The following is a 26,592-nucleotide window of genomic DNA, read 5'->3' on the forward strand; positions in this document are numbered from 1 at the left end:
GTATATATATATGATATAATACCAAGGTATCACTTTTGGATACATGATATTTAAAAAGCCTTGTCTTTTTACAATATCAATCGCATAGCAGTCGAGGTTGCGATTAATAAGTCCTCGCCTACAAAATCGCTGGGTAGCGATGTCTAAATAACCCAATATTGTAAAAAGAATTAAGGAGGAATGAAATGAAAAGTTACGTAGCAAAACCTTGCGATGTTAATCGTAAGTGGTATGTAGTTGATGCAAAAGACGTTGTTTTAGGTAGACTTGCAACTGAAGTTGCTTCAATTTTAAGAGGAAAGAAAAATGTTAGATTCCAACCATCATTTGATATGGGAGATTATGTTATTGTTGTTAATGCTGAAAAAGTTAAATTAACTGGAAACAAATTACAACAAAAAGAACATAGATACTATACTGGATACTCAAATGGTTTAAAGGCTATTTCTTATGAAAAAATGTTACAAACTAAACCTGAAAAAGTTATTGAATTAGCTGTTAAGGGAATGCTTCCAAAGAATGTTTTAGGAAGACAAATGTTCAAGAAATTAAAGGTTTATGCTGGTCCGGAACATAATCACGAAGCACAACAACCGGAAGTTTTAACATTAAATAAATAGGAATAGAAAGGAGATTAACATATATGGCAACTCAATTTGTAGGAACAGGAAGAAGAAAAACTTCTGTAGCTAGAGTTTTCTTAACACCTGGAAACGGAAAATTTGTTATTAACAAACAAGATATAGATGAATATTTTGATTATGATACTTTAAAGGTTACTGCAAAATCACCTTTAGAAGTAACTGAAAGTCTTGGTAAATTCGACGTTTATGTAAATGTAAAAGGTGGCGGATTTACAGGACAAGCTGGAGCAATCAGACATGGTGTTGCAAGAGCTTTATTAGAAGTTTCTGCTGAATTAAGACCTGTATTAAAAAGAGCCGGTTTCTTAACAAGAGACCCTCGTAAGAAAGAAAGAAAGAAATATGGTCTTAAAAAGGCAAGAAGAAGCCCACAATTTTCAAAGAGATAGTAAAAATGAATTTAAAACGTTGGAAATTTTTTCCAACGTTTTTTTATTGTTTTAAGTTTATTTACCTTTAACGTCTATCTCTTAAACAAAGTGAATTACTTTATACGTCATCTTGAGCGGAGTGTAACGGAGTCGAAAGATCTCATAAAGCTCATAGAATATAAAAGCACTTTGTATTTAGTAATTTTTTTAAGAATGAGATTTTTAGTTTTTCATGTATCTACGATACATTTACTTTTGCTAAAGCAAAAGTATGAGATCTCCAGAGTCATTGTATCAAAAGATACAACGACCCCGTCAGACCTACTATAGATTATTTACAAGTAAATAATCTAAGTTAGGGCTAGATTCACTACATTCGTTTCACTCGTTTCGGTCGAGATGACGTGTTTGGAGAATTTCTTTGCAAAATTGTAAGATGTGAATTTTTATTGTGAAATAATAAGGTTATTAATTTTTCAATCAATAAAAGTATTATAAAATGTAGAATTTTATTAAATTATAAATGGAAAATATATTTTAAATTTATTTACCTTTAACGTCTATCTCTTAAACAAGGGGATTTTCCTTATTCGTCATCTTGAGCGGAGTGTAACGGAGTCGAAAGATCTCCTAAAGCTCATAGAATGTAAAAGAACTTTGTATTTAGTAATTCTTTTTAAGAATGAGATTTTTAGTTTTTAATGTATCGTAGATACATTAACAAAAAAAATCTCAACTATTGCTTGTTCACAAGCAATAGTATTTCTGAAAGAAATAAGTTTTAATAATTGTAAATTAATTTGAGTATATGAATATGAAGCAGTTGTAAACTATAACAAAAAATTGTTATTTAATAAATAACTAATAAAAAATGAACAAAATGTTAAACATTTTGTTTTTTTTGTGTTATAATTAATGTAGTTTTATGCCCAATGGTAAAAGTATATTAATTTCACCATAATTACCATAAATAATAATCAAAAAGGAATTATGGTATAATAGTATAGGATGAGTAATTTTATATTTTTAATGAATTTTAATATAAAAAATGTTTAAATATAGGAGGGTTCTTGATGAGTTATAAGGTTTATAAAGACTCTATCGGAGAAATTAAGGTAGAAAGTGATAAACTTTGGGGTGCAACTACACAGAGAAGTTTTGAAAATTTCAAAATTGGAAATTACAAGATGCCATCTGAAGTTATAAGAGCAATGGCTACTGTTAAGTATGCTTGTGCAATGGCTAATTACGAGCTTGGCGACTTGAACAAGGAAAAATTTTCTGCAATAGAAAATGCTGTTGAGGAAATTTTTAGTGGAAAACTTGATGAACATTTTCCACTTGTTGTTTATCAAACTGGTAGCGGTACACAAACAAATATGAATTTGAATGAGGTTATTGCAAATTTTTCAAATCAAAAGGCCGGTAAGACTTTAATCCACCCAAATGATGATGTAAATAAATCTCAAAGTTCAAATGATACTTTTCCAACAGCTTTGCATATAGCTTGTTTAGATGTTATTGACAGAAAACTTATTCCGTCAATGAAAACATTGATTTCAGCTTTTAAGGCTTTTGAAGAAGCGAATAGCGATGTTATAAAGATTGGTAGAACACATTTACAAGATGCTGTGCCTATTAAGATTTCTCAAGAGTTCAGCGGTTATAGACATTCTATAGAAAAATGTTTGGAATATATTGAATATACAAGAAAGGGACTTTTAGAAATTTCACTTGGAGCAACTGCAGTTGGTACAGGTATTAATACTAAAGAAAATTTTAAGAATATTGTTGCAAAATATATTTCAAAGATTACAGGAAAAGAATTTAAACCTGCAGAAAATTTCTTCCATTCATTGACAATGAAAGATGCAGTTGTCGTTTCTCACGGAGCTATTAAAGCATTAGCAATGGATTTATTAAAGATTGGAAATGATATAAGATTTTTAGCTTGTGGACCTCGTTGTGGTTTTTCAGAAATTGAAATTCCTGCAAATGAACCTGGAAGTTCAATTATGCCAGGAAAGGTAAATCCTACTCAAATAGAAGCCTTGACAATGGTTTGTGCAAGAGTTTTAGGAAATGATACTACGATAAGTTTTTCTGCATCTCAAGGAAATTTTGAGCTTAATGTTTATATGCCGGTTATTATATACAGTTTTGTAGAATCTGTAAATTTACTTTCAGATGCTATGGAATCTTTTGTTAAAAACTGTGTAAGAGGAATAAAAGTAAATAGAGAAGTTGTAGAAAAATATTTGAATGAGTCTTTAATGCTTGTAACTTCACTTAATCCATATATTGGTTATGATAAGGCAAGTCAATGTGCAAAGTATGCCTTTAAGGAAAATACAACATTAAAAGAAGCAGTTTTGCATTTTGGTTATTTAACAGAGTCAGAATTTGATCAAATTGTTGACCCTAAAAAAATGGTTTAGATTATATTTTATAAAGGAGATAGAAAAAATATTATGGAAACAAAACAAGGATACAGAGTTGAACATGATTGTATTGGAGAAAGTTTAATTCCGGAAAATGCTTATTATGGAATTCATACTCAAAGAGCAACAGAAAACTTCAAGATTACAAGAAGAAAAACAAATCCTGAAATGATTAAATCAGTTGCTGAAATCAAAAAAGCTTGTGCTATCACAAACTTTGAGGCTGGAGTTTTAAGCGAAAAGAAAAAAGATGCAATAGTTTATGCTTGTGATGAAATTATCTGGGGAAGATATTTAGATCAATTCATTGTTGACCCAATTCAAGGGGGAGCAGGAACAAGCCATAATATGAATGCAAATGAAGTAATTGCAAATATTGCTATTGAACATTTAGGCGGAAAACTTGGAGATTATTCAATCATCCACCCAAATGATGATGTAAATATGGGACAATCTACAAATGACGTTTATCCTACAAGCGGTAAAATCGCTCTTATAAGACTTTTAGGCGAAACAATTGAAAGTTTAAATGAATTAGAAAAAGCATTACTTGTAAAAGCTGAAGAGTTTGATGATGTTATTAAAATGGGAAGAACTCAAATGCAAGATGCTATTCCTATCAGACTTGGACAAGAATTCAGAGCTTATGCAACAGGAATTTCCAGAAATATTAAATTATTCAAAACTGCATGTACAGTTTTAAAAACTGTAAATATGGGTGCAACTGCAATTGGTACAGGACTTAATGCCGATGTAAGCTATATGGATAAGATTGTAAAAAATCTTGCACAAGTTACAGATTTAGAATTAGTACAAGCTGAAGACTTAATTGACGGAACACAAAATATCGACGTTTTTGTTCATGTTTCAGGTCTTGTAAAGAGTTGTGCAATCAGTATGTCTAAAATCGCTAATGACTTAAGACTTATGTCTTCAGGTCCAACTTGTGGTTTTGCAGAAATCAACTTACCTGCAAGACAAGCGGGAAGTTCAATTATGCCGGGAAAAGTAAATCCTGTAATTCCAGAAGTTGTTTCACAAGTTGCTTTTAACTGTGCAGGAAATGACTTTGCAGTTACAATGGCTGCAGAAGCAGGACAATTAGAACTAAATGCTTTTGAACCGGTTATTTTCTACAACTTATTTGAATCAGTTGAAACAATCGGTAAAGCGGCAAATACATTTGTTCATAACTGTATTTTAGGAATTACTGCAAATGCAGAAAGAACTAAGAATATGGTTCACAATAGCTACGGAATCGTAACAGCTTTCGCTCCACATATCGGATATGAAAAATCAGTTGAAGTAATTCATAAAGCTATTGAAAAGAATTTACCTGTAAAGGCAGTTTTAATCTCAGAAAAGATTATGACTGAAGAAGAAATTGACAATATCTTAGATGTATTCTCAATGACTACACCGGGAATTGCAAAAAGAAACTAAAAAATAAAGTTCAGTAACTAAGGTTGGGGAGTAAAAATCCTCAACCTTTTAATTTGTATGTTTTTATTAAATTATTTGACTATAGTCTAATTATTATATTACTTATTCTCTTTTTCTCCGTTAAAAAAGTGTCAACAATTGCTCGTTGATACTTTGTCATCAGTCTGGGATGTATTTACGATACATTTACTTTTGCTAAAGCAAAAGTAGGAGATTTCCACAGTCGATTGTACTCAAATCAAAGATTTGAACAATCTTTGCGTCAGACCTACTTTTTGTTGTTTATGAATAAACAACAAAAGTTAGGTCTAGATTCACTTCATTCACTTTATTCATTCCGCTCGAGATGACGTGTTAAGAGATATTTTTTTGCATAGCTCTATGACGTGAATTATTTCATTTTTTATATAATTTTAATTTATTTCGTAAGTTTATCTTCAATTAACGTTTAGCTCTTAAACGAAAAATTTTCCTTTTTACGTCATCTCGAGCGTAGTCGAGAGATCTCATAAAGCTCTATGATAATGAATTTACTACTCATGGTTGATATGTTTAAGATAAAAACTTGAATAGTATAGATTAGAACTTCTTTTATTTGTGTATAAAATCGCGAGATTAATATAACTTATATCTATGATATATAAGTTATGTAAGATTTATTTTTGTTTGCCTATAAACAAAAGTAAACCTTACGAAGTAATTGTATTACTATCGAATAACACAGGTGGCAAAAAGTTTAAATTTATGTTAAAATGTTTTTGATTGCATTGAATATTATATAACAATTATTTGGGGGTAATATGAGTTATATGATTTATGCTATTGTTATAGCTGTTTTTATAATTAGATTATTTTTTCTCAAGATTTCAATTAAAAACGAGAAAAAAATACTAAAAGACGGCGGGAGAGAATATGGAGTAGAAAATTCTAAAAGAATTACTATCTTACATATATTATTTTATTTATTTTGTCTTATCGAGGCGATTATTAGAAAACCAAAATTTGATAAAATCAGTTTTATTGGTTTGCTTCTGATAATCTTTTCAATCTTTATGCTTTACACAGTTACAAGATTGTTAAAAGATATTTGGACAGTTAAACTTATGATTTTAAATGACCATAAGTTTGTCAATCACTGGTTGTTTGTAAATGTAAAACATCCTAATTATTTTTTAAATATTTTACCCGAATTGACAGGGCTTGCATTGCTTTGTCACGCTTTATATACGGCTTTAGTAATTTCTCCTCTATACATTTTTGTGATGTATGTTAGAATAAAAGAAGAGGAAAAATTACTAAAAGAAATTATAATTCCGAACGGGTTAAGAGAAAATTAAAAAAATATAATATTCAGTGCAATTTAAAGGGCATTTCGTTTGAAATGCCCTTTGTTTTTTCTATTGAGTAATATTTTTATATAATAAATTTTAATCGTTTTTAAAAAATACTTTACTTTTTCTTGGATACTTCATAATATAAAATTAATATCGTAATTAACATTGAAAGATATATTAGGAATGTATATCCAAAATCTAAATAATGACCATTAAACTGCATATACATCAAAATATTTGTTATATACGGTATTAATAATAACCAGATTAAAAGAAGTATCTTTATTGTTTTTTTATTCATAAGCCCTCCGATTGATATCACTGTGCAATTATAATAACATAATAAAGCTACAAAGTTAAATTCTACAAAAATCAAATTCTAATTTCGTTTAAGTTTAATTATATGAAGTTCTGCTTCTTTTGATTCTAAATTATCACTAAATAAATAAGAAATAATATCGTTCGTAACGGCCATTTTAGATATAATTTTTTCTTTGTATTGATAATTTATTTGAAGTAACAATTTTGCATCGCTATTATAAGCATATATACTCCTATTGTTGTTTAATATATATAAATCTTTTATTCTATAGATATCAGTAATATCATATGGACTTTCGATATTTGGAATTTCTGTACTTGACATAGTTTCTAAATTGAAAACTTTACCGGTATTGTAAGTAGATTCAACCATTAAAAATTCACTTATAAATAATAACTTATTATCTCCTGAAACGAAAGCAGCTTTTCTGTTTTTTACTTCTGTTGGAGCATTTATCTTATTCAATTCTAAAATTTTTTTAGATTCTTTTTCAGATATGTATTTGTATATATCTGAAGATCCTTCTGCAAGGCTATCTTCGTTATTGTAAGTTACCACTTGGTAATACAGATTGTTTTCAAAACTACCGGCAAACATAATATACTTACCATTATACTTATCATTTTTGATACTTAATTCTTCTTCTTTAAGTAAAGTTAACTGTCCATCGTCAATATTGAATTTTAGTAGATAGCTTTTTAGTATATCATTATTAATCATATTTTCACAAGTTAAAATTAAATTATGACCATCAACACTAACTGATGGACTTATTGTATATGCTTGATTATCGCCTGACATTAAATCTTCATCTTCATTAAAATATTTTTGAATATTTTTGTTTTTATCTACAACGATAAAATTGTATTCAAAAAGTGTCTCTTCAATATCTTTCTCTTTATTTTCAATATTTTTGTGATTGACCTTTACTATGAATAATTTTTCATCAATAACACCATCTATTGCAATACCGAACATTCTTTCTTTTTCTTTACCTTTAATTTCATAAAGTATATCGGTAGTTCCATCTTTTAAATTTTTAGATGCATAAACTAAATTATTATCAATTGTATAATTAAAATATAATTTATTATTTTCCGGATTATAATTTAAAAAACGCAAATCAGAAATTTTTTGTGGAAGTTCAACTTTTTTAATCTCTTTTTCAAAAGATATTTTATCTACAGTTTCCTTTTCAGCTTCTTCTTTGTTTTTAACTTCTTCCTTATTTTCAACATTGGATTTATCCTTTGGTGTAGGTGAGCAGGAAGTTAGAAAAAGGGAAAAAGAAAATAAACAAATAAATAATTTTCTAAATTTCATAAAGCAACTCCTTTATTTATTTAAAACATTTTTTAACTAAACTCTTCTATTGTCTATAGCTTATCACAATAAAACAATGAAGTCAATACTTTATTTAAAAAAGGATATAGTTATAATAAAAAATTAAACAAAAAATGGCGATTAAAAAATCGCCATTAACTATTTACTTGTCAATTCATTTTAGATAAATATAAAAGGATACCATTTTTGTTAAATGTTAATTCTATTTTCCTTTAAGTTTGAGCATATGAAGTTCTCCTTTTTCAGAATTTTCATTTTCTCTAACCAGGTAAGAAATATAGTCCTTAGTAACTGATATTTTAGAAACGACTTTTTCTTTATCTTCGTATTTCTTTTGAAGTAGTAATTTTCCTTCACTATTATAAACATAGATATTGTCATTGTTATCTAACAAGTATAAATTATTTATTTTATAAGCATCTGTAAGGTCATGTGCACTTTCAACATTAGGAATTTCTGAGTTTTCCATAGTTTTTAAATTAAAAACTCTTCCTGTATTGTAGTTTGATGCTTCTATTACATAGTCACTTGTAAATAATAATTTATCATCTCCTGAAATAAATAATACTTTCCTGTTTTTTACATTCTCAGGAGTTTTTACTTTACCCAACTCTAAAACTTTTTTAGATTCATTTTCAGATATAAGTTTAAAAATATCAGCAGAACCTTTCTCCATTTTATCATCATTTTGATAGTTTATAACTTGGTAATATATTTCATTTTCAAGACCGCCTGCAAACATAATATAGTTACCATTTAGCTTATCGTTTTCTGTGCTTAACTCCTCTTCTTTAAGTAATCTCAAACTTGCATCGTCAATATTAAACTTTAAAAGATAGGATTTAAGAGTATCTTTTCCGACATTATTTTCACAAGTTAAAATTAAATTACGTCCGTTAATGGTAACGGAAGGAATTTTGTTATACCATTGATTATCACCTGACATTGAGACTTCATCTTCATTAAAGTATTTTTGAATTTTTTTATCTTTATCTACAACGATAAAATTATATTCAAAAACTTCTTTTTCGTTTTTGCTATTTCTTTTGTTGTTTGCTACATTTTTGTTATTGACCTTTACTATAAATAATGTTTCATCTATAATTCCGTCTTTTGCGATGGCAAACACATTTTCTTTTTCATTGCCTTTAATTTCGTAAATTATATCTGTGGTATTATCTTTTAAATTTTTAGAAACATAAACTGTATTACCTTCACTTGTATAGGTATAATAAAGTTTGTCATTATCCGGATTGTAATTTAAAAAACGAAATTCGGTGGCATTCTTTGGAATTTCCACATTTTTTATTTCTTCATCAAAAGTAACGTTTTCTATAGTTTTCTCTTCTTCCTTAGCAGTTTCAACATTTGAATCATCCTTTGTCTTAGAGGAGCAGGAAGTTAAAAATAGAGAAAATACAAATAAACAGATAAATAGTTTTTTAGCTTTCATAAAAATTCCTACCATATCATAGCACGTCTAAAATGGTCGTAATTAACTTTATATAAACTGTTATAATCATACCATCTGTTTCCTAAACCTGGACCATAAGGATCAGTAATTCTAACTTTTCTATTACAATCATTATATCCACTTGTATTTATAAAATGACCAGAAGTTCTATAAGGCCAATATTTAATTTTCTTAGTGTTTATATCTAAAACTACAGGCATATTATAATTTATTCCGTGTTTTATTCTATATATCCAAGTAGAAAAACTACCAATATCAGAATAATCATATTTAAACTTAACATTTCTATCCAAATACCTTGCTATGACAGTCATATCACTTCCATCAGTTGTTGTACCCAAAGCTCTTGCATAATAACTTTGAGAATATGAATAACCATTTGCAAAATTCAATACTTGTTTTACAGTTGCAGGACCACACCAATAAGATCTTTCTTGTTTGAAACAAGTTATAGGTAATGTTGCTATTTTTCCACCGTCAATACAAGAAGTTGGTTTAATCTTATTACCTTTTAATTTTCTCTTATCAGACTCAATTGCTTTTTCTATCATAGCATTTTTTCTTTTTAAAGATTTTAAATCTTCTTCAGTATATTTATATTGCTTAGCTCCTTCTTCATACGTTAAATCCCCTTTCATTGCATTTGTTTTGCCAGTTGTTAGTACTAAAATAGATAGCACAAGTAATGATAGTTTTTTTGCTTTCATGTATAGAATCCTCCTTAATATTTTTTAACAGGAACAAACTTTTTTTGTATTAATGTCCGACTGTTTAACATATTGTAGCATAGGGAGTTCTCATTGTCAACACTTTAAATAAAAAAAGAGTATATTAATAATGTTTTTAGACGTAAAAAATGGCAATTAAAAAATCGCCATTAATATTTTAACTATTTACTTGTCAATTCTATAAATTCGTCTATTTCTTCTTTTATGCTTTCTAATGATTTTAACCAGAAATCTTTTTTAGTTAAATCGATATTCATAACTTTTGCAACATCTTCACAATTATTAATTGTAGTCGCTTTTAAAAGCTCTTGATATTTTTCTACAAAGCCATTTGGATTTTCTTTATAGATTGCATAAAGTCCTCTTGAGAAAAGTCCACCAAATGAGTAAGGATAATTGTAGAATGAGAAACCTGCTGAATAGTAATGAGGTTTACAAGCCCACATAAATGGATGGTAAGTTTCAGGATCAAGTCCATCTCCATAAGTTTGTTTTTGAGCATTTCTCATAATTTCTTCAAGTTCTTCAGTCATCATAAAGTGGTCGAGTTTTCTTTCAAAAACTTCTTTTTCAAATAAAAATCTTGAATAGATGTCAACAGTTATTTGAGCACAGTCAGAAATTTGAGATTCCATTAAAGTAATTTTGTCCTTTTCTGACGCTTCGTTTAAGGCTGCAGACATAATTAAGTTTTCATTGAAAATTGATGCTGTTTCAGCAACAGGCATTGGATAATCCCAATTTAAAGGTAGGTGATTTTCAACATGAAGTCCATGATAAGCATGACCTAACTCATGAGCAAGAGTTAAAACAGAAGAAAGACTTCCGTCAAAATTCATCATTACTCTTGATTGTTTTATAAATGGAAGATTACTACAGAAAGCTCCGCCAACTTTTCCTTTTTTAGGGAAGTAGTCAACATAATTGTTTTCAAAAGCATCTTTAACCATTTTTACCATATCATCTGAGAAAGTCGCAAAATGCTTTAATAAAAATTCTTGAGCTTCTTCAACTGTGAAAGTTCTATCACTTTCTCCAATACTTGCAAAAAGGTCATAGAATTTCAAACCGCCTTCATATCCTAGAAGTTTAGCTTTATGTTTAAAGTATTTTCTAAAATGAGGTAGGTAATCGTCAATACTTGACCAAAGAGCATTTAAAGTTTCTCTCTTTAATCTTGCATTTTCTAAAGATTCATCAAGTGCAGTTTCAAAACCTCTCATCTTTGAAGTTGTATTAACTTCTTGTTTGATATTATTTAATGAAAAAGCGATAGAATCCTTTATGCTGTCATAAAGTTTCAATTCACTATAAAATGCTTCTTTTCTTGTTTCTGCATCGGAAGAATAAGCTAAGTTTCTAATTTCACTTAAAGTTTTTTCTTCTCCTCTAAATTCGATTGATGCCTTTGATGTTAAGAAATTAAACATAAATTCCCAAGCATTTGAGCTTGAAAGTTTCATCTTTGCGATAACTTCTTCAATATCTTCAGGTAATACATGTTTTAAAGCTTGTTTTTTATTCTTAAAGAAGAATTCATATTCTTTTAAATATTCATCTTTTGTAATATCAACAGTGATTGAACCAAGGAATTTATCAACTTTTGTAAAAGTCTTTGCGTAATTTGAAAGTTTTGCATTCAAATTATTGCTATAATAAGTTGATTTTTCATCAGTTGTATTTATAGCTTGATTAAGTTCAATAAATGAAAAAACTCTATAAATTGTAGTATTAACTTCTTCCAAAATTTTTATAACTGCTTTAACACTTTCTAAATTATCTTCTAAATTAAGTTTTCCTAAATCAGTTAGCAAAGTGTCTATTTTTTTGAAATCATTTTGAAATTCATCACTATCATAAGATGGATAAATTTCAACTAATGAATATTGTTGCTCCATTTTCTTACTCCTTCATATCTTATTTTTCAATTAAAACATTCCAGTCATTTTCCTTAAAACCTATAAGGAAAATTTTGTTTTCTTCGTCAATTAAGACAGGTCTTTTTACAAGAGAACCATCTTTTACTAATAACTTAATAGCTTCATCAGCAGAAAGATCTTCAAAATTTTCTTTTAAATTCAAATCTCTATAAGTCTTACCGCTTGTATTAAAAAGTCTTTTTAGTCCCATCCGACCTTGAACAGCTTTAATTTGAGCTTTAGTTGGAGTTTTATCTTTAAGGCTTACTTCTTCAAACTCAATTCCGTTTTCTTTTAGGAATTTCTTTGCCCTTTTACAAGTTGTACAATTGGGATATTCGAAAAAAAGTTTCATTATAACACCTCCCATACAGAATTATTATATAATCAAATTTATTAATTCATACTACTTATCCGTTTAAGATAAGTTTTTTTGTAAAAATAAATAAAATGAAATTTATATGCTTTATTAACATACCCATTTTATTACAATAACCTTAAATAAAGTTTAAAAGAAATTATATTAAAATGTATTTTCAAATTTTTAAGTCAAAACATTAAAGTAAAATCTCTATATATAATTATTTTATTAATTTAATTCTATCACTTATTGCCGAGAAAATCAACAAAGGTTTAGTTTCTCTAAATAAAACACGAAAAAAACATAAAAATTTTTTAAAAATATAAAAAATATTAAAAAATGTAAAAAATATAATAAAAGGTATTGTGTAATATATAGTAGTGTGATAGAATATATATAAGGAATAGGAAAATATAAATTTTCTATTTATAAACTAAAATTATAAAAATTTGATAGTCAAAAATTTTAACATAAAATTTAATAAAGGAGGTAAAAATGGATACTCAAATAAAAAAAGGACTTTTGGATCTTTGTGTCTTGAGCTTTTTAATGGAGAAAGATATGTATGGATATGAAATTGTTCAAAGCATTTCGAAATCTGTTGAAGTAAGTGAAGGAACTATATATCCAATACTCAGGCGACTAAGCAAAGAAGGTTTTTTTGAAACCTATATTGTTGAGTCAAATGAGGGACCCGCAAGAAAGTATTACAGAATTACAGTTTCCGGAATGGAACATTATAAAAATCAGTTGGAATTATGGGAAAAATTGAAAAATGGAATGGATAGTATTTTGAAGAGAGGTGAAAATAATGATAAATAAAGTAGAATATTTGGATGTCTTAAAGGATTACCTTTTAGAAATTTATTCAGAAGAGGAGAGCTTGGATATTTTAAGAGATTATGAAGAATACTTTTTAAATGGGAAACTGGATGGAAAAACTGAACAAGAAATAATTTTAGAACTTGGTTCTCCCAAAAAAATCGTTCAAGATCTTAGAGCTGAAGAGAGAAATGTTTTAAAGAAAGAAGGATTTTTTACAAATATAAGCAAAAAGTTTGACGGATGGTTTGAAAAAGGACTTTCAGACAGGTATTTAAGTGGTGAAATTGAAATAATGGAAAATAAATGTGATAAAATAATTGAAAAATATGGAATATTTGCATTTATGTTCCTTGCCATATTTTCCGTTATAGAGATGGTTTTGGGCTTAAGATTTTTAGTGGGTTTTACAGAAATGCTAGGAATATATATAATTTCAATGTCATTTTTAGTTAGGACAAATAAAGGAGTACAAACAAAGTCAGGAAAATTTTTAAGCTTAGTTAATATTTTGATTATACTATTCTACTTTGCTTTGGCTTTTAGAGGAGTTAGTGATATTTTAGAAATTGGATTTGATTTAGCTTTCTTTATGGCTGTTATCAATCTGATTTTAGTATTCTTCTTTTCAAAGGGAATGTTTTTCCTTATATTAATTTCTCTATTATTCGCTATAATTTTCATAATTCTAGGTGGAATTTGGTTTTTCTTTGTAGGAATAACTATATTTGGAGTTGGACTTGCATTTTTCTTAACTCCAATCACTTTAACGGCACTATCAACACTATCACTTAGTTTTTTGTGGATAGTATTTCCGATAATGCTTGCGATTGGGCTTTTTATAGCTATGAGTATATTAATTAAATACTACTCCCTAGCCATTTATAGATTGGTATTGAAATATAATGACTGGATTAAAATAAAATTTATGTACTCAAGAGTTTATGGACAAAAAACAAAGGAGGACTAATATGAGAGGAAAATATTTTAAACTTAAAGTTTTGACAATTACTTCTTTTTCCTTAATTGCAATTGGTTTTACAGGTTCTTATAAAATGGTCTGTGAAGTTCAAAAAAAGGTTGATGAAGAAGTCGATAAAAAGTTGACTTATAGCTATAAAGAAATTTTGAAAACTGAAAGGGAAATAAAATATATAGATTTAAGTAAGTATGAGGGTTATAATGTAGAAATTAAGAACAGTAAAGACAATTTTAATCGTATAACTGTAACATATAAAGATAAATATTTTGAAAATGAAGCTAATTTTGATGAAAAAAATGAAAATAAGATTGATATTATTACAAGAAGAATAGACAATGAAAAAAATTCAAGATTTGATTATATAAGTAAATTTATTGATAATTCAGTAATGTATAGTAAATTTATAGGTTCACCTAAAAAAGAAGATAAGACTAAAATTGTTTTAGAAGTTAAAAATCCAATTGAAATTATGGGAACGGCAAAGGGAAACGAAGATAATAAATTATTGAAAAAAGAATTGACTTACAATGTATATAATAAAAATTTATTTTCAGGAAGTTTTTTTAAAAGCATACTTAATCAATTTGCTGAATTTACTATCAAAGATGTAAATGACGAAATAATTGAAATTCCAAAGATGAATTTAAAAACATTGAATTATACTACTACAGATATTGAAAAATTACTAATAGCAGGTCGTAGGGGTTCCGGTAATGGAGATTGTGATGATGTTTTGCCAATGGTTAATGTAGATACTAAAAATGTTAAGGATTTTGTTGAAGTTGATTTGAACACTTTAAAGACTAACTTAAATATTACAGGAGCAAAGAAAGTTATCCTTGAAGGAATGCCAAGTGCTGGAGAGATAGTAGTAAAATATAAAGTTAATGGAGAAGAAAAGAGCTTTATAATAAATGAATACAGCAAAAATGAAAATACCACAAGAAAGATTATAAATGTTGAAAGTGAAAAAATATTCAGAACAGCGATGGATAGCTCAACTATTAAAAGTAAATTAAATAAAATTGCCGATTTAAAAGAGATTAAATAGAAAAAGAAGAACGCCCTCCCTTCCACGATGGGAAGCATCGAGGAAGGGTGTGGTTTTTATAGCGAAGCAACAAGGTTCCCGGGTACCCACCCGATGGGAAGCATCGAGGAAGGGTGGGGTTTTTATAGCGAAGCAACAGGGTTCCCGGGTACCCACCCGATGCGAAGCATCGAGGAAGGGTGGGGTTTTTATAGCGAAGCAACAAGGTTCCCGGGCACCCACCCGATGTGAAGCATCGTGGAAGGGTGGGGTTCTTATTATTTGATTAAGTGAAATTAACTAAAAAAATCAAGTAAAAAAAATACTTGCTGTGCTGATGGCTGTTATTTTAAAAATATACATACGTTTTCTTATAATGAAAATATTTTCTTAATAAATTTTATTAAAATTTTAGTAATAATAAATTCGCTAGGATTTTACAGCTTTTTAATTAATAATTAAAAATAAAATTGAAAAAAAATACAATTTTTAACAAAAAGGTATTGCAAAAAGGTTTTTTATATAGTATAATATGATAAAGTTAAGTAGAAAAACGAGAAAGGAAGTGGAAGGGACACTTCTTAATTTTGTATTTTTTATCTAACACAATGAAGTGAACGGCTAGTAACGTAACTAATCTTTCACGATACGATTATGCTTCGTGCAAATACATAAAGGGGGATTTAAATATGAAGAAATCATCAAAAATCGTTGCTTTATTATTAGCAACAACATTTTTATTCTCCGCTTGTAGCGGCGGTAATAGTGGAAAGAAAGACAACACAAAGAAAGAATCCGGAGTTCAAGATAATTTAGTTATCGAAAACGAAGGAAAAGCGGTTGATAATGCTACACTTAAAATTGCTTATATCAGCGACTCTCCATTTACAGGTATTTTCCACCAAGCTTTTGCAAGCGGTAATCCTGATATGGAAATTTTGGGATATTCCACAAATGGAACATTCAAAGTTGATTCCAGCTATAAGTTGGTAAAAGGCGGTGCGGCAGATATTGAATTTAAACCGGAAGAAAAGAAAGCTATCGTAACTATTCATGAAAAATATACTTGGAATGACGGTACTCCTGTTACTTCTGCTGACTTTTTAGAATATTATAAAATTGTAGCTCATAAAGACTATACAGGTGTACGTTATGATGACGATATTGCAAATGTTGTTGGTATAGAAGAATATCACAAAGGTGAAACTAAAGAAATTTCAGGTTTCAAAACTATAAGTGATAAAAAATTTGAAATTAACTTCAAAGAATTCAATCCTGGTATCCTTTGGGGTGGTGGAATTCCTTTTGAACCGGTTCCAAGTCATAAATTAAAAGACATTCCTATTAAGGAACAAGAAGCTCATGACGTAACTAGAAAGAATCCATTATCACCTGGACCATACTATATTAAAGAAATAGTTCCTGGACAACAAGTTGTATTTGAAGCTAACCCACATTACTACAAGGGTGCTCCAAAAGTTAAAACTGTTATTTGGAAGATTGTTCCATCAGCTCAAATCGTTGCAGCTTTACAATCTGGTGAATACGACTTAACTGTTGGTTTAAACTCAGACCTTTATAGTAAAGTTAAAGCATTAAAGAATGTTAAAATAGGTATTAAAGATGAGTTATCTTATACTTATATAGGATTTAAACTTGGTAAATGGGATAAAGAAAAAGGCGAAGCTGTAATGGATCCAAATGCTAAAATGGCAGATGTTAAATTACGTCAAGCTATGGCTTATGCTATAGACAATAACCAAGTTGGTGAAAAGTTCTATGAAGGTTTAAGAAGAAATGCAACACAACTTATGATTCCTGCATTTAAAGATTTTTATGATAAAGATTTAAAAGGATATACTTATGATTTAGAAAAAGCTAAGAAACTTCTTGATGAAGCAGGATACAAAGATACTAATGGTGATGGAATAAGAGAAGATAAAAATGGTAAACCATTTAAGATTAAATTTGCTTCAATGTCAGGTGGAGCTATTGCTGAACCTATAGCTCAATACTATATCCAACAATGGAAACAAATTGGTTTAGATGTTGAACTTACAACAGGAAGACTTATAGAATTTAACTCATTCTATGACAAAGTACAAGCTGACGATCCTGAAATTGATGTTTATCAAGCAGCTTGGGGAACTGGATCTAACCCTAACCCAACAGGCCTTTACGGAAGAAAAGCTCAATTTAACTTCTCAAGATTTGCAACTCCTGAACTAGATGCTATATTAAATAAGATTAATTCTATTAAAGCAGTAGATGAAGAATACAGATCAAAAGCATACAAAGAATTTGCAAACTATATGTTTGAAAATGTTCCGGTTGTACCAACTCTATTTAGAAAAGGTATAGTTGCTGTAAATAACAGAGTTAAGAAATGGGATATAACTCCTGGTTCTGATTTCGGTCTATTTGATGTTGAATTAACAGCTACTGAACCTATTAAATAATAATTAAATTAGTATTTAAGAAACCACGAAAGTGGTTTCTTTTTTTGGTTATGTATCTAAATCTTGATTCAAATAACAAAATGTATAAATTATTAAAAAATTGTAACTTTTTTTAAAAAATGAAAAAGCAATATTTTTTTTGTTATAAATTATATAAAATTATTTATAAAACCGTATGTAAATGTTTTTAAAGTTGAAAACAAGCCATTATTACTCAAAGAATTTTTTTTGCTTAAAACAAAAACTTAAATAATTAATTTAAGTGATAACACTTTAGTTAATATCGAAACAATGATTATTTTTTAATTTATCTAAAAAAATATTTTATTTTAATATCTCTTATGCTATAATCTTTAATGTAAAGATAAGATATGTTTCTTTGAAAATGGGTTTTACTCAGATGAAATTGCATTTTCTCGGATTTTAAAGGGATTTTTGGGGATATGCTTATTAGAAAACGATTTATCTTGAAAAATATTAATTTTTTTCTCAAGGAGGACTTAAGATGAAAAAAGCGTCAAAGTTAACAGCATTAGCTTTAGCGAGTTTGATGATACTTTCAGGCTGTGGTGCTAAGGGTAATAAAGGCGGACAAGACAGCGGAAAGAAAGAAGATGCAGGATTTAAACCAAATCCAGTAGTTGAAAATGAAGGAAAGGCTATTGAAAATGGAACTTTAAAAGTTGGTATAATTGGGGAATCACCTTTTAAAGGGGTATTTCACGAAGCATTCGCTCAAGACAGTTTTGATATGGGTATTATGAACTGGGTTGGAATGGGTGGCTTCTTTGATGGAGACCCTGATCAAAAATTAGGAAATACAGGTTTAGGTAAAGTTGAATTTAAACCGGAAGAAAAGAAAGCAATCATTACAATTCATGAAAAAGCTACTTGGAGTGATGGAGTTCCTGTTACTGCAAAAGACTTTTTAAGATATTATTTAATAATTGGACATAAAGATTATGAAGGTGTTCGTTTTGGTGGGGATTACCTTAATGTTGTAGGTATGAAAGAATACCACGAAGGAAAATCTGATACAGTTTCAGGTGTTAAAGTTCTAACTGATAAGACTTTAGAAATTAACTTTAAAGAATTTGACCATTCAATTTACTGGGGTAAGGGAATTCCTTACAATCCTGTACCGGATCATGTTTATAAAGACATTCCTGTTAAAGAACAAGAATCACATGATGCTACAAGAAAACATCCATTATCATGTGGTGCTTATGTAATTAAAGAAATTGTTCCTGGACAACAAGTTATAGCAGAAGCTAACCCACACTATGCATTTGGTAAGCCAAAGACTCCAAGAATGGAAATTAAATTAGTTCCATCTGCACAAGTTGTTGCTGCAGCTAAATCCGGAGAATATGATATCATTGATACATTCGGTTCAGATTTATATGAAAAATTCAAAGCTTTAAAGAATGGTAAAATCGCTAGTAACTATACTGGTGGATATAGCTATATCTCATTCAAATTAGGTAAGTACGATAAAGAAAAAGGTGAAGTTGTAACTGATCCTAATGCAAAAATGGCTGATAAGAATTTAAGAAAAGCAATGGCTATGGCTGTTGATAGAGATACTGTAAACAAAAAATTACAACAAGGTTTAAGTGTTCCTCTATATCAAATAATTCCACCAATGTTCTCAACAATTTATGATAAAGACTTTGAAGGAATTAAATACAATTTAGAAGAAGCTAAAAAACTTCTTGATGAAGCTGGATACAAAGATACTAATGGTGACGGAATAAGAGAAGATAAAAATGGTAAACCATTAAAGATTAACTTTGCTGCAATGCAAGGTGGAGCTACTCAAGAACCTACTGTTTCATTCTATATACAACAATGGAAAGCAATAGGACTTGATGTTCAACTTGTAACTGGAAGATTAATTGAATTTAACAATTTCTACGAAAAACTTGGTGCTGATGACCCTGAAATAGATGTTTACCAAGGTGGTTGGAACACAGGTTCAAACCCTGACCCAAGTGGTTTCTACGGAAAACATGAACAATTCAACTTCCAAAGATTTACTTCTCCGGAATTAGATAAATTATTAGCTGACATCGTAACTCTTGACAATACTGATCCTAAAGTTAGATTAAAACATTACACTGACTTAAGTAAGTATTTAGTTACTGAACAAGCTATAGTAATTCCTACATTCTCAAGTACAACTAAATCATTTGTAAACAACAGAGTTAAGAAATATGATATTTCATTACCTAAAGAAGGAGTAGCTCCTTTCAGAAACTCTGATATAGAATTAACTAAAGAATCACCGGAAGTAGATAAATAGAAATAATTAAAAATATAAAAAGTGTGGAAGATTTCCACACTTTTTTTGTGAAACAACAAGGTTCCCGGGAACCCACCCGATGCGAAGCATCGTGGAAGGGTGGGGTTCTTATAAAAATTTTTAGAAAACTTTGAAAAACGGGGAAAACTCCCTTTTTTATAATGTTAGGGTGTGATATAATAAAGGTGTCTTTATGAATTATGATAAAGACACCTTTATTTCACCATAATTACCATAAAAAATAATCAAAAAGGAATTATGGTATAATAAAAAAGATTTAAACACAGTTTAAAATATATATTAATTTCATCACAATCAACAACAAAAAAATGTTGTAAAGAGGATTATGATATAATAAAGGTAAAAAAACAAAGTTTTAATCTATAAATATTTCATCGCAACCATCCTTAAAAAATAATTAGAAATAAGATTGGGATTCTAGTGTTTTGTTAAAAATAAAAAAATTATGTCTCAATAAATACATCTTTAAGTATTATTAAAGATATTTTTATTAAGTCATAATTTCGTAAGGAATTATAAAAAATATTTTAAGTAAATCACGATTATAATTAGACTTACATTTTAATATAGTAAATCTAATTATAATCAATTATATTACTTTTAGTTTAGTATCTTTACTTTTGAAGCAAAGATTTTTTTACACTTAATTATTAAAAAGGGATTTGTGTAATGGGTTTTATGCCCGCATACTTTTACATTTTTTGGGGAATTATGTTAAGTATGAATTAATTAGCTTATAAAAATAATAAGACTAATTTCAAAAATATTTTTTCTCTTGGTTAAGATATATATATTTTGCCATAGAAACCTTAAATAAAATTAAAAAAATTTTAAGTTTAAAAAATTTTTTTGTTTTTTTATAAATTTTAAAAGTAAAATATATTTAAATTGGATTTCTTCTTTGAAATCTTTTATAAATAAAAAATATAGGGGTGGTTGTATGATAGGTATTATAAGTGCTCTTGATGAAGAGCTAATGGAAATTATAGATAAAATTGAAACAAAAAAAGTAACAAGGGGTTGTTTTACTTTTTATCTTGCAAATATTTCTAACAAGGAAGTTGTACTTGGTATTTGTGGAGTTGGCAAGGTTAATTCTGCGATTTATACTCAAAGTATGATAGACAACTTTTCTCCTGAGATTATTATCAATATAGGAGTTGCCGGTTCTACTGATGATAATGTAAAGATTGGTGACTTAGTTATAGGAACAGAATATTTTTATCACGATTTTGATTGTACTGAAGCCGGCTATGTAATGGGACAAATTCCTGCTCTTCGTGATGTTAAATTTATTGCTGATAAAAAACTGGTAGATATTTCTTATGAAAAGGCTAAAAAGGTCTTATCTGAAAACAGGATTTTTAAAGGAATTATTGCGACAGGAGATATTTTTGTAGCTAAAAAGGAAATTAAAGATAGGATAAAAGAAAATTTTGATTCCCTTTGCTGTGAAATGGAAAGTTGTTCAATAGTACACACTTGTCACTTAAATAATGTTGGGTATTTAGCGCTACGTTCAATATCCGATAATGCAAATGAAGAAGCTGACTGTGACTTTGAGACTTTTGTTTTGGAGTCAGCAAAGGTTGTTAAGAGTATTATTTTAGATATTATTGAGGAAATATAAGATGATTGAAATTAAGAATTTAAAGAAAAATTATGGAAAATTTGTTGCGATTGAAGATTTTAATTTAGAGATTGAAGAGGGAAAAACATACGGGATTTTAGGTAGAATTAACTCGGGTGGAACTACAATTTTTAATATACTATGCAATTATACTTTTAAAGAAGATGGAATTGTTCTAATTGATGAAAAAGCTCCTGAAGATGCAAGAGATTTAATTTATATGTGTCCGAAGATGGAGTTTTATGAGGGATATACCTTAAGACAGGTTTTAAAAAATATAGCTGATTTTAATTCAGATTTCGATTTACCTTATGCATTAGAGCTTTGTGAGTCTTTTAAATTAGATTTGGATAAGAAGTTCAAAGCTGAAGAAAATGTTCAAAATTGCACAGTTTTTAAAACAATAGTTACTATTTGTATGAATAAAAAATATCTTCTTTTTAATAAGCCGGAAATTGGACTTTCAAGTTTGGATATTAGAAAATTAAGTGATATTCTGATGGGAAATTATAGAAGAAAGGGATATACTCCGATTATTCATAGTAAAAATGTAAATTATTTTTTTGATTATCTTGACTATATAATTATTATTAAGGACAAAAAGGTAGTACTTTTTGAAAGTAGGGAAAAACTGGAAAAAATGGTTTATTCCGTTTCCGGTTCGGTTGATTTAATTAGCGCGGTAGTTAAAGACAGAAATGTTTTGGCTATTAGAAATCTTAAAAATTTCTCCAAGCTAAAAATTGCCTATATTTTAGCGAAAGATGAGGACGAGATAAGAGCGCATGGAAGTAGAACTGTACCTTTAAAAGAAATTTATGAGGCAATAACTGCATCTGAAGGGGGTCATTAAAATGAGAAGTGGATTAAAATTTTCTTTAAAATCATTATTTGATACTTTCTTGATTGCGATTTTATTTTCGGTTTTGAGTGAATTTGTGTTTTTGGGAATCTCCAAGTTTTTAAATCTTGAAATATTTTTGACTACAGAAGTTTTTATGTCTATTTTGATTGCAAGTTTTTTGACTTTAATTTTTTCGAGAAAAAATATAGTTAATCAACTTTTTATAAATGGACTTAGTAGAAAGAAAATAGCAAAAATAATATATTTGAGTTGTATAATATATAGCTTAGTTTATTTTATATTATTTATTATATATGAATTTGTGTATGCAGAACTAATTATAAATATCTATGAATTAAATACAATTTTACATTTGATAGTAGTATATTTTTCAATCATTTTTATTATAGAACTTGCGACTTTTTTAGCTTTGCTATATAAAAATATTTCTATGAAGAAAGGAAAAGGTGTAAATAAAACTTTCTATAGATATGTTTACTCTTTTGTAATTATATTATTTACTTATGTTTATAGATTTTTTTATCCAAATATTTATGAATTATATACAGATTTGGTATTAGCACTTATAGCGGTATTGCTTTGTGTATTGCAATTTATACTTGCATTTATTAATAATAAATGGATATTAAATATAGATATAAGAGCTTAGGAGGTTTTATGGACGGATACATTTTAGCATTAGATCAAGGAACTACAAGCTCAAGAGCGATTTTATTTGACCATAATGGAAATATAAAGGGCGTATCTCAAAAAGAGTTCAAGCAAATTTTTCCAAAAGCTGGTTGGGTAGAACATGATGCTATGGATATCTGGGCAACTCAATCAGGGGTTTGTAGAGAGGTTTTAGAAAGAAATTTCGTAAGACCGACAGAAGTAAAAGCTATAGGAATTACAAATCAAAGAGAAACTACAATTGTCTGGGAAAAAGCCACAGGAAAGCCTGTATATAATGCAATTGTTTGGCAATGTAGAAGAACTGCTGAAATTTGTGAACAAATAAGAAAAGATGGATACGAAGATTTAATCTTTGAAAAAACAGGATTAAAACTTGATGCTTACTTTTCTGCTACAAAAATAAAATGGATACTTGATAATGTTGAGGGAGTAAGAGAAAAGGCTGAAAATGGTGAGTTATTATTTGGAACTGTAGATACTTGGATAGTTTGGAATTTGACTAGGGGAAAGGTGCATATAACCGACTATTCAAATGCCTCAAGGACAATGTTGTTTAATATAAATACTCTACAATGGGATGAAGAACTTTTGAAAATTTTGGATATTCCAAAATCTATATTACCTGAAGTTAGAGACTCAAGCGAAATTTACGGTTACACTGATGAATACACTTTTGGTGGAGCTAAAATTCCTATTGCTTCTGTAATTGGAGATCAACAATCCGCTCTTTTTGGACAGAATTGTTTTGAAAAGGCTGAAGCTAAAATTACTTATGGAACCGGAGCTTTCCTTTTAATGAACATAGGAAAAGAAGTTTTGAAATCTAAAAATGGACTTTTAACTACAATTGCGTGGGGCATTAATGGAAAAGTTACTTATGCTCTAGAGGGAAGTATATTTATAGCCGGAGCGGGAATACAATGGCTTAGAGATGAATTAAGGCTTCTTTATGATGCCAGTCTTTCAGAACAATATGCAAAATTAGTAGACGACACTGACGGAGTTTATATTGTTCCTGCTTTTACAGGACTGGGAGCACCGTACTGGGATATGAATGCCAAAGGAGCTATATTCGGACTAACCAGAGGAACTAAAAGGGAGCATATAATTCGGGCGATGCTTGAATCAATAGCTTATCAATGTGTAGATGTATTTAATTGTATTGAAGAAGATACAAATATAAAAATCCAAAACTTAAAAGTTGATGGCGGTGCAAGTGCAAATGGCTTTTTATTACAATTTCAATCTGATATGTTAAATACAGAAGTTACAAGGCCTAAAATCTTAGAAACAACAGCAATGGGCTGTGCATTTCTTGCAGGACTTGCAGTAGGTTTTTGGGAAAGCACAGACGAAATAAAGAATATTTGGAAAAAAGATAAAACTTTTTGCCCTGCATTAAGTGAAGAAAGTAGAAATAAAAAACTTAAAGGTTGGAAAAAAGCTGTAAAAAGAACTTTTGATTGGGATAAAGATGAAGAATAAAATATTACAAAAAATAGCTTAGATATAAAAACTAAGCTTTTTTTGTAAAAAGATTTTGTAATAAGAAAATTTATTATATAAAGATAAAAAATATGTCAAAAGAGTATTGACTATATAAAAAAATATTGGTATAATATTAAAACACTTATGCAAAAACTTAATAATATAACACAAAATAAATTTTGAAATATTTTTTGAAAAATTTTAAAAAAGTGTTGACAAATAAAAATAATAGTGATATAATATTAAGGTCGCAGATAGTGACACGAACCAAGAAAAGTAAACAGTGATAAAAACTTTGAGAGTACAAAGAAAAACAATAATTTGGTGTAACAAAAGTCAGCGAGAGCAGACGAACTTTTAATAGAGAGTTTGATCCTGGCTCAGGACGAACGCTGGCGGCGTGCTTAACACATGCAAGTCGAACGTGATTTTTGTAGAAATTCTTTCGGGAATGGAAGCAAAATGAAAGTGGCGAACGGGTGAGTAACACGTGAGCAACCTACCTTACACAGGGGGATAGCCGTTGGAAACGACGATTAATACCGCATGAGACCACAGTACCGCATGGTATAGGGGTCAAAGATTTATCGGTGTAAGATGGGCTCGCGTCTGATTAGCTAGTTGGAAGGGTAAAGGCCTACCAAGGCGACGATCAGTAGCCGGTCTGAGAGGATGAACGGCCACATTGGAACTGAGACACGGTCCAAACTCCTACGGGAGGCAGCAGTGGGGAATATTGCACAATGGGGGGAACCCTGATGCAGCGACGCCGCGTGAGCGAAGAAGGTTTTCGAATCGTAAAGCTCTGTCCTATGAGAAGATAATGACGGTATCATAGGAGGAAGCCCCGGCTAAATACGTGCCAGCAGCCGCGGTAATACGTATGGGGCGAGCGTTGTCCGGAATTATTGGGCGTAAAGGGTACGTAGGCGGCCTTTTAAGTCAGGTGTGAAAGCGTGAGGCTTAACCTCATTAAGCACTTGAAACTGGAAGGCTTGAGTGAAGGAGAGGAAAGTGGAATTCCTAGTGTAGCGGTGAAATGCGTAGATATTAGGAGGAATACCGGTGGCGAAGGCGACTTTCTGGACTTTTACTGACGCTCAGGTACGAAAGCGTGGGGAGCAAACAGGATTAGATACCCTGGTAGTCCACGCCGTAAACGATGAATGCTAGGTGTTGGGAGTCAAATCTCGGTGCCGAAGTTAACACATTAAGCATTCCGCCTGGGGAGTACGGTGGCAACACTGAAACTCAAAGGAATTGACGGGGACCCGCACAAGCAGCGGAGCATGTGGTTTAATTCGAAGCAACGCGAAGAACCTTACCAAGGCTTGACATATAGTTGAGTTATTGAGAAATTGATAAGTCCCTCGGGACAGCTATACAGGTGGTGCATGGTTGTCGTCAGCTCGTGTCGTGAGATGTTGGGTTAAGTCCCGCAACGAGCGCAACCCTTATCTTCAGTTACCAGCATGTAATGATGGGGACTCTGGAGAGACTGCCGATGACAAATCGGAGGAAGGTGGGGATGACGTCAAATCATCATGCCCTTTATGTCTTGGGCTACACACGTGCTACAATGGTTGGTACAACGAGAAGCGAGATAGTGATGTCAAGCAAAACTCTAAAAGCCAATCTCAGTTCGGATTGTAGGCTGCAACTCGCCTACATGAAGTCGGAGTTGCTAGTAATCGCAAATCAGAATGTTGCGGTGAATGCGTTCCCGGGTCTTGTACACACCGCCCGTCACACCATGGGAGTTGGCAATACCCGAAGCCGCCGATCTAACCGCAAGGAGGAAGGCGTCGAAGGTAGGGTTAATGACTGGGGTGAAGTCGTAACAAGGTAGCCGTATCGGAAGGTGCGGCTGGATCACCTCCTTTCTAAGGAGTACTAAGAACGACAGTTCAAAATAAATTCTTAGTTTTATCACT

At 29.9% G+C, this 26,592-nt stretch carries 19 protein-coding genes and 1 rRNA gene; 15 read left to right on the top strand and 5 right to left on the bottom strand.

Annotation, left to right across the window (positions count from 1 at the left end; translation table 11 throughout):
* The first annotated feature begins 185 nt into the window (after nucleotides 1–185).
* The 5 genes from rplM (at nucleotide 186) to ACMX2D_RS06785 (ending at nucleotide 6,236) form a co-directional block, all read left to right on the top strand.
* The gene (gene rplM / locus ACMX2D_RS06765; protein WP_009447639.1) at nucleotides 186–620 is read left to right on the top strand and encodes a 50S ribosomal protein L13; all 435 of its coding nucleotides are present in this window, start codon (nucleotides 186–188) and stop codon (nucleotides 618–620) included.
* A 23-nt stretch (nucleotides 621–643) separates the two neighbouring features.
* Complete coding sequence (gene rpsI / locus ACMX2D_RS06770) at nucleotides 644–1,033, top strand: 30S ribosomal protein S9 (RefSeq protein WP_009447569.1); 390 nt, start codon at nucleotides 644–646, stop codon at nucleotides 1,031–1,033.
* A 1,055-nt stretch (nucleotides 1,034–2,088) separates the two neighbouring features.
* Nucleotides 2,089–3,453, top strand: a complete 1,365-nt coding sequence (fumC, locus tag ACMX2D_RS06775; protein WP_414973269.1) for a class II fumarate hydratase — start codon at nucleotides 2,089–2,091, stop codon at nucleotides 3,451–3,453.
* A gap of 33 nt (nucleotides 3,454–3,486) precedes the next feature.
* The gene (locus ACMX2D_RS06780) at nucleotides 3,487–4,899 is read left to right on the top strand and encodes an aspartate ammonia-lyase (protein ID WP_009447669.1); all 1,413 of its coding nucleotides are present in this window, start codon (nucleotides 3,487–3,489) and stop codon (nucleotides 4,897–4,899) included.
* 800 nt (nucleotides 4,900–5,699) lie between these two features.
* Nucleotides 5,700–6,236, top strand: coding sequence for an isoprenylcysteine carboxyl methyltransferase family protein (locus ACMX2D_RS06785; RefSeq protein WP_009447666.1), 537 nt, complete (start codon nucleotides 5,700–5,702; stop codon nucleotides 6,234–6,236).
* A gap of 376 nt (nucleotides 6,237–6,612) precedes the next feature.
* Here the strand turns inward: ACMX2D_RS06785 and ACMX2D_RS06790 are convergent, their stop codons facing one another.
* The 5 genes from ACMX2D_RS06790 to ACMX2D_RS06810 all read right to left on the bottom strand — a co-directional run bounded on the left by ACMX2D_RS06790 (nucleotide 6,613) and on the right by ACMX2D_RS06810 (nucleotide 12,375).
* On the bottom strand, nucleotides 6,613–7,878 hold the full coding sequence (locus ACMX2D_RS06790) for a hypothetical protein (RefSeq protein WP_414973270.1): 1,266 nt from the start codon (nucleotides 7,876–7,878) through the stop codon (nucleotides 6,613–6,615).
* Nucleotides 7,879–8,101: 223 nt separating this feature from the next.
* Complete coding sequence (locus tag ACMX2D_RS06795) at nucleotides 8,102–9,352, bottom strand: hypothetical protein (RefSeq protein ID WP_414973272.1); 1,251 nt, start codon at nucleotides 9,350–9,352, stop codon at nucleotides 8,102–8,104.
* A gap of 8 nt (nucleotides 9,353–9,360) precedes the next feature.
* On the bottom strand, nucleotides 9,361–10,080 hold the full coding sequence (locus ACMX2D_RS06800) for a C39 family peptidase (RefSeq protein ID WP_414973273.1): 720 nt from the start codon (nucleotides 10,078–10,080) through the stop codon (nucleotides 9,361–9,363).
* 182 nt (nucleotides 10,081–10,262) lie between these two features.
* Nucleotides 10,263–11,999 carry a M3 family oligoendopeptidase gene (locus ACMX2D_RS06805; RefSeq protein ID WP_414973275.1) on the bottom strand — a complete coding sequence of 579 codons (1,737 nt, stop codon included), beginning with the start codon at nucleotides 11,997–11,999 and terminating at the stop codon, nucleotides 10,263–10,265.
* Between the two features lie 19 nt (nucleotides 12,000–12,018).
* Entirely contained in the window at nucleotides 12,019–12,375 is a 357-nt protein-coding gene (locus tag ACMX2D_RS06810; protein ID WP_414971552.1) for a Spx/MgsR family RNA polymerase-binding regulatory protein, read from the bottom strand.
* Between the two features lie 501 nt (nucleotides 12,376–12,876).
* Between ACMX2D_RS06810 and ACMX2D_RS06815 the strand changes: the two genes are divergently transcribed.
* The 10 genes from ACMX2D_RS06815 to ACMX2D_RS06860 all read left to right on the top strand — a co-directional run bounded on the left by ACMX2D_RS06815 (nucleotide 12,877) and on the right by ACMX2D_RS06860 (nucleotide 26,541).
* Nucleotides 12,877–13,203, top strand: coding sequence for a PadR family transcriptional regulator (locus ACMX2D_RS06815; RefSeq protein ID WP_009447608.1), 327 nt, complete (start codon nucleotides 12,877–12,879; stop codon nucleotides 13,201–13,203).
* Complete coding sequence (locus tag ACMX2D_RS06820) at nucleotides 13,193–14,173, top strand: HAAS signaling domain-containing protein (RefSeq protein ID WP_414973276.1); 981 nt, start codon at nucleotides 13,193–13,195, stop codon at nucleotides 14,171–14,173. The genes ACMX2D_RS06815 and ACMX2D_RS06820 overlap by 11 nt, the downstream gene beginning before the upstream one ends.
* Before the next feature lies 1 nt (nucleotide 14,174).
* Nucleotides 14,175–15,236 (top strand): hypothetical protein, encoded by a 1,062-nt coding sequence (locus tag ACMX2D_RS06825; protein WP_414973277.1) that lies wholly within the window; start codon nucleotides 14,175–14,177, stop codon nucleotides 15,234–15,236.
* Between the two features lie 668 nt (nucleotides 15,237–15,904).
* Nucleotides 15,905–17,674, top strand: coding sequence for an oligopeptide ABC transporter substrate-binding protein (locus tag ACMX2D_RS06830; protein WP_414973278.1), 1,770 nt, complete (start codon nucleotides 15,905–15,907; stop codon nucleotides 17,672–17,674).
* Nucleotides 17,675–18,179: 505 nt separating this feature from the next.
* Nucleotides 18,180–19,979 carry an oligopeptide ABC transporter substrate-binding protein gene (locus tag ACMX2D_RS06835; protein ID WP_009447668.1) on the top strand — a complete coding sequence of 600 codons (1,800 nt, stop codon included), beginning with the start codon at nucleotides 18,180–18,182 and terminating at the stop codon, nucleotides 19,977–19,979.
* Nucleotides 19,980–20,940: 961 nt separating this feature from the next.
* The gene (locus ACMX2D_RS06840; RefSeq protein WP_414973280.1) at nucleotides 20,941–21,630 is read left to right on the top strand and encodes a 5'-methylthioadenosine/adenosylhomocysteine nucleosidase; all 690 of its coding nucleotides are present in this window, start codon (nucleotides 20,941–20,943) and stop codon (nucleotides 21,628–21,630) included.
* A gap of 1 nt (nucleotide 21,631) precedes the next feature.
* Complete coding sequence (locus tag ACMX2D_RS06845; protein WP_009447591.1) at nucleotides 21,632–22,483, top strand: ATP-binding cassette domain-containing protein; 852 nt, start codon at nucleotides 21,632–21,634, stop codon at nucleotides 22,481–22,483.
* 1 nt (nucleotide 22,484) lies between these two features.
* A complete protein-coding gene (locus ACMX2D_RS06850; protein ID WP_009447602.1) occupies nucleotides 22,485–23,144 on the top strand; it encodes a hypothetical protein in 660 nt (219 codons plus the stop codon).
* 8 nt (nucleotides 23,145–23,152) lie between these two features.
* Nucleotides 23,153–24,655, top strand: coding sequence for a glycerol kinase GlpK (glpK, locus tag ACMX2D_RS06855; RefSeq protein ID WP_414973281.1), 1,503 nt, complete (start codon nucleotides 23,153–23,155; stop codon nucleotides 24,653–24,655).
* Between the two features lie 360 nt (nucleotides 24,656–25,015).
* Nucleotides 25,016–26,541, top strand: a 16S ribosomal RNA gene (locus ACMX2D_RS06860).
* The last annotated feature ends 51 nt before the right edge of the window (nucleotides 26,542–26,592 follow it).

Origin of the sequence: Parvimonas oralis (genome assembly GCF_047608425.1) — a bacterium.
In the GTDB taxonomy this organism is placed as follows: domain Bacteria; phylum Bacillota; class Clostridia; order Tissierellales; family Peptoniphilaceae; genus Parvimonas.

What these genes read in the sequence shown, in the direction of transcription:
- rplM (WP_009447639.1), top strand. Translation starts at nt 186, where the DNA reads ATGAAAAGTTACGTAGCAAAACCTTGCGATGTTAATCGTAAGTGGTAT.
- rpsI (WP_009447569.1), top strand. Translation starts at nt 644, where the DNA reads ATGGCAACTCAATTTGTAGGAACAGGAAGAAGAAAAACTTCTGTAGCT.
- fumC (WP_414973269.1), top strand. Translation starts at nt 2,089, where the DNA reads ATGAGTTATAAGGTTTATAAAGACTCTATCGGAGAAATTAAGGTAGAA.
- ACMX2D_RS06780 (WP_009447669.1), top strand. Translation starts at nt 3,487, where the DNA reads ATGGAAACAAAACAAGGATACAGAGTTGAACATGATTGTATTGGAGAA.
- ACMX2D_RS06785 (WP_009447666.1), top strand. Translation starts at nt 5,700, where the DNA reads ATGAGTTATATGATTTATGCTATTGTTATAGCTGTTTTTATAATTAGA.
- ACMX2D_RS06790 (WP_414973270.1), bottom strand. Translation starts at nt 7,878, where the DNA reads ATGAAATTTAGAAAATTATTTATTTGTTTATTTTCTTTTTCCCTTTTT.
- ACMX2D_RS06795 (WP_414973272.1), bottom strand. Translation starts at nt 9,352, where the DNA reads ATGAAAGCTAAAAAACTATTTATCTGTTTATTTGTATTTTCTCTATTT.
- ACMX2D_RS06800 (WP_414973273.1), bottom strand. Translation starts at nt 10,080, where the DNA reads ATGAAAGCAAAAAAACTATCATTACTTGTGCTATCTATTTTAGTACTA.
- ACMX2D_RS06805 (WP_414973275.1), bottom strand. Translation starts at nt 11,999, where the DNA reads ATGGAGCAACAATATTCATTAGTTGAAATTTATCCATCTTATGATAGT.
- ACMX2D_RS06810 (WP_414971552.1), bottom strand. Translation starts at nt 12,375, where the DNA reads ATGAAACTTTTTTTCGAATATCCCAATTGTACAACTTGTAAAAGGGCA.
- ACMX2D_RS06815 (WP_009447608.1), top strand. Translation starts at nt 12,877, where the DNA reads ATGGATACTCAAATAAAAAAAGGACTTTTGGATCTTTGTGTCTTGAGC.
- ACMX2D_RS06820 (WP_414973276.1), top strand. Translation starts at nt 13,193, where the DNA reads ATGATAAATAAAGTAGAATATTTGGATGTCTTAAAGGATTACCTTTTA.
- ACMX2D_RS06825 (WP_414973277.1), top strand. Translation starts at nt 14,175, where the DNA reads ATGAGAGGAAAATATTTTAAACTTAAAGTTTTGACAATTACTTCTTTT.
- ACMX2D_RS06830 (WP_414973278.1), top strand. Translation starts at nt 15,905, where the DNA reads ATGAAGAAATCATCAAAAATCGTTGCTTTATTATTAGCAACAACATTT.
- ACMX2D_RS06835 (WP_009447668.1), top strand. Translation starts at nt 18,180, where the DNA reads ATGAAAAAAGCGTCAAAGTTAACAGCATTAGCTTTAGCGAGTTTGATG.
- ACMX2D_RS06840 (WP_414973280.1), top strand. Translation starts at nt 20,941, where the DNA reads ATGATAGGTATTATAAGTGCTCTTGATGAAGAGCTAATGGAAATTATA.
- ACMX2D_RS06845 (WP_009447591.1), top strand. Translation starts at nt 21,632, where the DNA reads ATGATTGAAATTAAGAATTTAAAGAAAAATTATGGAAAATTTGTTGCG.
- ACMX2D_RS06850 (WP_009447602.1), top strand. Translation starts at nt 22,485, where the DNA reads ATGAGAAGTGGATTAAAATTTTCTTTAAAATCATTATTTGATACTTTC.
- glpK (WP_414973281.1), top strand. Translation starts at nt 23,153, where the DNA reads ATGGACGGATACATTTTAGCATTAGATCAAGGAACTACAAGCTCAAGA.